Origin of the sequence: Microcystis sp. M169S2 (assembly GCF_020245865.1) — a bacterium.
Lineage (GTDB): Bacteria > Cyanobacteriota > Cyanobacteriia > Cyanobacteriales > Microcystaceae > Microcystis > Microcystis ichthyoblabe_A.
This window is the reverse complement of the sequence record NZ_JADBUB010000195.1, coordinates 1-6,688: the sequence shown is the minus strand read 5'-3', so window position 1 is coordinate 6,688 and position 6,688 is coordinate 1. Positions and strand designations below refer to the sequence as shown.

General features: G+C 46.4%; 4 protein-coding genes. All 4 read left to right on the top strand.

The genetic code is table 11. The features are described from left to right. Positions 1 to 134 precede the first annotated feature (134 nt). The 4 genes from IM485_RS18530 (at position 135) to murI (ending at position 5,802) form a co-directional block, all read left to right on the top strand. On the top strand, positions 135 to 1,064 hold the full coding sequence (locus tag IM485_RS18530; protein ID WP_287744887.1) for a dicarboxylate/amino acid:cation symporter: 930 nt from the start codon (positions 135 to 137) through the stop codon (positions 1,062 to 1,064). A gap of 116 nt (positions 1,065 to 1,180) precedes the next feature. Continuing rightward, positions 1,181 to 2,563: a cation:proton antiporter gene (locus IM485_RS18525; RefSeq protein WP_287744885.1), complete on the top strand. Its 1,383-nt coding sequence runs from the start codon at positions 1,181 to 1,183 to the stop codon at positions 2,561 to 2,563. A gap of 427 nt (positions 2,564 to 2,990) precedes the next feature. Then, on the top strand, positions 2,991 to 4,889 hold the full coding sequence (locus tag IM485_RS18520) for an N-acetylmuramoyl-L-alanine amidase (RefSeq protein WP_287744883.1): 1,899 nt from the start codon (positions 2,991 to 2,993) through the stop codon (positions 4,887 to 4,889). 100 nt (positions 4,890 to 4,989) lie between these two features. After that, a complete protein-coding gene (gene murI, locus IM485_RS18515) occupies positions 4,990 to 5,802 on the top strand; it encodes a glutamate racemase (RefSeq protein WP_104395739.1) in 813 nt (270 codons plus the stop codon). Positions 5,803 to 6,688: the final 886 nt, after the last annotated feature.

Genomic DNA, 6,688 nt, shown 5'->3' with positions numbered 1-6,688 from the left:
ATTTTCTCTTTCTCGCTCCATACCCCTTTTAATGCTATATATTCTCATTAACCCTTTTAACCTTTGAATTAATTTTAGTTATTATGTACTACTTTAATGGCTTTTTTGATCTGTGACAGTTGAGGGTGCGGAATGTGGGATTAAAACCGGGGATAGGTTTAGAGGGATTTGCCACTAATGCCGCCATGACCACCAATACACCAGTATCCTTGAGAGATTGGCTGATTAGCTTGATTCCGGTTAATCCCCTAGAAGCTCTTACCGGGGGCAATCTTTTACAGGTAATCGTGACGGGAGTTTTATTTAGTATCGGCATCGGACTGGCCAAAGAGGGGGCAAAACCTTTTATTCTCTTGATAGACAGTCTTTATCTAATCAGCGAGAGAATCCTATCGGTGATTCTTTATCTAGCACCTGTGGGGGTATTTGCCCTGATTGCTTCGGTTATAGCCACCCAGGGATTAGAATTAGTGGCGAGACTTTTTTTCTATGTTTTTGGTCTGTTTTTGGCTAGTGCCTTGATGATTGGGGTGTATGTTTTGCTCCTTTTTGCCCTCAAAGGAGAACCTCGACGCTTTTTTAGCTCTTTATCGGAATCTTTATCCTTAGCTTTCGGTACTGCTAGTTCTAACGCCGCTTTACCCGTAGTTTTGCGGGAAATTCAAGAATACGGTTTACCCGAAGATATCGCCAGTTTCGCTATTCCCTTGGGAACGGTACTAAAACGCGATGGTTCGGCAATTTTACAGGGATTTAATGCTCTTTTTATCGCTCAGGTGTACGGAGTTCCTTTAAGTCCCTCTTTGTTATTAGCGATCGCATTGAGTGGTTTATTGGTTTCTTTTAGTACCCCGGGTGTACCGGGCAGCGCATTAATTACCATGACTACCGTATTATCGGCGGCGGGTTTACCATTAGAGGGGGTGGCTTTAGTTGCAGGGGTCGATCGCTTGACCGATGGCTTTAAAACCGTGTTAAATGTGATCGGTAATACAGTTAATGCCATTCTGCTCAATTACTGGGAATTAGGAGAAAAGGAAAAATCCCTAGAATCAAAAAACTAGCCTCATCTGGCCACGAAAGGCCCCTCGTAGAAGCTGGACAGGGGGCAAACTTTGATCGGGAATAACTGAATAGGCCGCCAGCTTGTTAGAGTATTGGGAGTAATTTTGAGCGAGCGATGATACTACAGCCTTTCCTTTCTTCCGCTTGGAGTCCTCATCTTCCCCTGTTAGCCTCGGCAGCTCCGGCCGAAACTGTCGATAGTGCCTTAGTTTTAGCCTGCGTGCTGCTGAGTTTGACCGTTATTTATTTCGCCTGTAAACTGGGGGGGGAAATATGCGTCCGATTCAACTTGCCTCCCGTGTTAGGAGAATTAGTCGGTGGCGTGATCATCGGGGTTTCTGCCCTAAAATTACTGGTTTTTCCAGAAGGAGGAGCGGGATTCGAGGATTCTCTCCTAATTCACTTCCTACAATTCACGTCATCCCTCACCCAAGAGGAATCTCCCGCCGTTTTTAGTGCTGCCAGTGAGGTGATTTCCGTCCTCTCGGAATTGGGGGTAATTATCCTGCTGTTCGAGATCGGTTTAGAGTCGGACTTGCAGGAATTAATTCGCGTCGGTCCACAGGCAGCTGCTGTCGCAGTGGTGGGGGTTGCGGTTCCCTTTTTGGTGGGTACTTTGGGTTTAATCTATATTTTCCATCTGGCCACCATTCCCGCTATTTTTGCTGGGGCAGCTTTAACCGCTACCAGTATCGGCATTACCGCCAAGGTTTTAGCAGAAATAGGGCAGTTATCGGCGAAAGAAGGTCAAATTATCATCGGGGCAGCGGTTCTCGATGATATTCTCGGTATTATCGTTCTCGCCGTCGTTGCTTCTTTGGTGAAGACTGGAGAAGTGCAAATTAGCAAAGTAATTTATCTAGTTATTAGTTCTAGCGCTTTTGTGGTGGGGGCGATCCTGATCGGTCGTTTTTTAAGCCCCTTTTATGTTCAATTAGTTAATAGCATGAAAACTAGGGGACAATTGCTCTTAGTTTCCCTGATTTTCGCTTTTATTCTTGCCTATATTGCCCAAGTTATCCAATTAGAAGCGATTCTCGGTTCCTTTGCTGCGGGCCTAGTCCTAGCAGAAACGGAAAAGCGATCGGAATTGGCAGAACAAGTGTTCCCGATCGCCGATTTATTCGTACCGATATTTTTCGTCTGTGTGGGGGCAAAAACCGATTTAAGTGTGCTTAATCCCGCTATTCCCAGCAATAGAGAAGGATTAGTCTTGGCCGCTTTCTTAATTGTCGTCGCGATTTTGGGTAAAGTGGTGACGGGGTTAGCCGTTTTCAGTAAGGAAAAACTCAATCGCTTGGCGATCGGAGTTGGCATGATTCCCCGGGGTGAAGTGGGTTTAGTCTTTGCTGGAGTCGGGGCTGCTAGTGGCGCTTTATCCCCCGCTACCGATGCGGCCATTATTATGATGGTGATCTTGACTACCTTTATCGCTCCGCCCCTGTTAAGGTTAGTATTTAAAGAACCCACCGCCAGTCCTCAATCAGTGAGCAGTTAGCAGTGAGCAGTGACCAGTGACCAGTGGCAGTGTTAAGTTACCAGTAGCAGTGTTAAGTGGCACTAACAGTGCCGTCTTTTCATTGATAACAAGGGCCGAATCTAAATCCTAATTTGTTAAGCTAAAAGCTTTCATGGACTTAGTTTCTAACCTTATTTTTAGGTAGGAGAATTGCCAGATTCTTTTTTGGAGCCTCTTGCCTATTACCTTCAGAAGCTGATAACTGATCACTGATAACTGATGACTGATAACTGATAACTGATCACTGATCAGAAACATAGCAGACCATGCCAACGTCCCATAAGCTTGTTTTTATTGATAGTCATTCTCAGAGCATTAAGGGAGCTATGGATGGCAAAAAATCGACAAAATCGTCCATTTTTACCGAAAAAAGGTAATTGATAACCGAGCAACGGGAGCATCGATCGTGAGATTTCATTGGTTATTCCTAAGCGCATTAACTTGGTTGCTGGTGGCGGCCCCTGCTTGGGCAGGCAAGCTCGTCTTTTGGCGATTCGACACCAATGAGAATCGTCTGGTGTTCACCACCGACAATCGAGTGCAACCGCGAGCGCAAATGATCACTAACCCCACCAGGATCGTGATCGATCTGCCCGGGATCAAGTTAGGGCAACCCAATATTAACCGGCCCATTGGCAATATCGTCAGAAGTGTCCGTATCGGTCAATTTGATGCGGAAACTACCCGTTTAGTGATTGAATTAGCCCCCGGCTACACCGTCGATCCTCAACAGGTAAAAATTCGCGGAATTTCGCCCACCCAATGGACAGTGGAACTGCCAGAACCCCAACCGATTCGGGAGGAAACGCAACCCCCCGTTACCCCCGATCCCACACCTCCCCCCGATCGCGGTTCCACCCGTCCCACTCCCCCACCTCCAGTTAGCCAGACGGACAACAACGATGATTTTCAGGTGACTCGCAATGGTCTTTTTGTCCGTTTAGAGCAAAATGGTGATGATCGATCAATCCGCAGTCAACGCAGCCGGGACGGCAAAAAAATCGAATTTGAATTACCCGGGGCCACTTTACCCAGCAGTCTCGCCGGTCAAACTATCCCCGTCAATCGCTATGGGGTCGGTGATATTCAATTCAGTCAGACTGCCAATCAACGGGCCAAGATTTCCCTGAGCGTTAATAGAGATAGCCCCGATTGGCAAGCTCTCTATAGTCGTTTTGGTGGCTTGGTTTTACTGCCTAGGGGTGGTCTGAGTGCCGTGGATAATATCTCCTCACCTCCCCCCACTCGGGCCAGCAATCCCAATCCTCGTCCCAACAATCCCCCCCCGAAAACTGCCAATAATCCCCCTTCTAGCAGTCGTTTGGCCACGATCTCCTCGATCGATCTGGCGGGTAATAACGATCGCCTCTTAATTCGTGGGGATTCACCCCTGAAAGCTAACGGCAGTGTTAACCGGGATGGGGTCTATGAACTACGCATCGAAAATGCTAAGTTAGCCGAGTCTTTTCGCGGTCCGCGCTTCGGTCGCTCTAGTCCCATCTATCAATTGCGGGTACGTCAGGAAAGCGCCAATAAGGTGCTGATTTTGGTACAGACCGCAGCAGGGTTTCAATTCGGTCGCCTCAATCAATCGGACAGTCAAACCCTAGCCCTAGAATTGTTCTCCTCCCGCAATTCTAGTCCCGTTTCTCAGGTTTCTGACTCCACCACTATACCTGTTCCTTTACCCGCCAATACGGGGCAATTTAACCCACCGCCGCGCCCCTCTAACCCCACTCCTAATCCCCCCCGACAACGCAATGGCCGCTTTTTGGTGGTGATCGATCCGGGCCACGGTGGTAAGGATCCGGGGGCGATCGGAATTGGTGGCCTTCAGGAAAAAAACGTGATTCTGCCCATTTCCCTAGAAGTCACCCGCATCCTGCAACAACAGGGCATCGATGTGCGTCTAACTAGAGATAGCGATTTTTTTGTCACCCTGCAAGGGCGCACGGATCTCGCTAACCAGATCGATGCCGATCTATTTGTCAGTATCCACGCTAACTCTATGGGGAAAGGACGACCGGATGTCAATGGCCTAGAGGTGTATTACTTCGGTGATCGCCGTTTATCGGACACCATCCATCGCAATATTGTCCGTAGTGTCGATATGCGCGATCGGGGGGTGCGTCGAGCCCGTTTCTATGTGCTGAGAACCTCGAAAATGCCCTCTACCCTCGTGGAAGTGGGTTTCGTTACCGGCGCTGAGGATGCTGCTAAGTTAGCCAATGTCAACTTTCAACGACAAATGGCGGCGGCGATCGCAGGAGGAATTATTGAATATATTCAACGAAATCTCCGTTAATGGTTAAATGATTGGAGCATTTGTTTACCGATCAAAAAATCCGTGTTTTAATATCATCAAATAAAGCTATTTTAGATCAGCGTTTTCCTCGATATTATCTATGAGAGAATCACAACTTAGTCCGATTGGTGTGTTTGATAGTGGTGTGGGTGGACTGACCGTTTTAAGGGAGTTGTATAAACAACTGCCCCAAGAATCGATTCTCTATTTCGCTGATACTGCTAGACTTCCCTACGGAACCCGTTCTAAAGGGGAAATTATCGAATTTGTCCGGGAAATTCTCACTTGGATGGGCGAGCGCCGGGTGAAAATGGTGATTATGGCCTGTAATACCAGTTCCGCCTTGGCTTTAGAAGAAGTAAGGGCCGAATTTAAAGATTTACCAATTTTGGGGGTAATTTTACCCGGGGCCAAAACTGCCGTTAAACAAGGAAAGCGCATTGGGGTGATTTCTACCCCGGCTACGGCTAAAAGTAATGCCTATAAACACGCGATTCAAGAAATCGATCCTACTGCCCAAGTTTGGCAAATTCCCTGTCCTGAATTTGTCCCTTTGATCGAGGCTAACCGCATTTTTGACCCCTACACCACACAAGTGGCTAGGGAATATCTTCAGCCTTTACTAGCAGAAAATATTGATACTCTGGTCTATGGTTGTACCCATTATCGCCATCTTTCCCCGGTTTTACGTCGTCTTTTGCCTAGTTCCGTGCGCTTGGTAGATCCCGCCGCTTCCGTTGTCCGAGCGGCGGAAAAAGAGCTAGAATTATTAGGCCTAAAAAATCTCGAAACACCCCTACCTACTAACTTCGCAGTTAGCGGTGATCCTGATACTTTTGCCCGTTTATCTCGTCAATGGCTAGGTTTTTCTCCTACGGTAGAAAAGGTTTATTTACCTGTCCCCGTTTTATAGCCGTCAGCCTTTTCAGTGAGCAGTAATCAGTTAGAAAAGGCAGAAGGCAAAAGGCAAAAGGAAACCAGATCCTTGCCCCCATCTCCTGACGACCGACTCCTATCTCCCCACTGATAACTGATAACTAATCACTGATTAGGAGTTGATTTTAGCTTTTCTGGCGATCGCGAGTAATACCATTTTTCAAAAGTAATGGCAGAGATGGTTAATTGCCCTCACCCCCAACTCCTCTGCCAGAAAAGAAGAAAAGTGTAATATACTTGCCACGAATAAAGAAAAATGGTATAAGAGGTAGATCAGTAGTAGATACACCATTGGTAACACTAAGGTCATGGTAGGCATTGTTTGATTAGGGAGGAGAGAAGATAGTTAAAATTAGGTAGACTCGACCCTTCTCCATTGATCATTGAATCACTAGCGACAAGAAAACTAGCCAAATCTGCAAACAGATCGAGCTTATCAGTCAGTCACTCTGCCAAAAGACTGGGATCGAGTTGGACAGGTAATAGTCTTCAGCTCCATTCTTCCCACCAAAAACCGACGAGAAAAAACTCCTCATCTTAACAATTTATAGGTGAGAACTGGGGGTTAATTTCTCGCAACTGCCACTATGAACTTAACATAAGTTGTTAAGGACTGGAAAAAAATTTTTTAATACCATTTTTCAAAAGTAATGGCAGAGATGGTTAATTTCCCTCATCCCCAACCCTTATCCTCTTCTGGGAGATGGGAGTAATACTAAATCCGGTAGTGATCCGATAGTAGTGGTGAGCTATCTTGCTTATCTAGCCTGAGTTGTGTAGAATATTGACTAATAAAAATAATTACCTGACAAATGTCAAGAATTTGCTTTTTATGATTGCTGTTTTTATCAATATCTTCTCTT

Bases quoted from the DNA above. Each gene is read 5' to 3' on its own strand.
- IM485_RS18525 (WP_287744885.1), top strand. From the start codon at position 1,181: ATGATACTACAGCCTTTCCTTTCTTCCGCTTGGAGTCCTCATCTTCCC.
- murI (WP_104395739.1), top strand. From the start codon at position 4,990: ATGAGAGAATCACAACTTAGTCCGATTGGTGTGTTTGATAGTGGTGTG.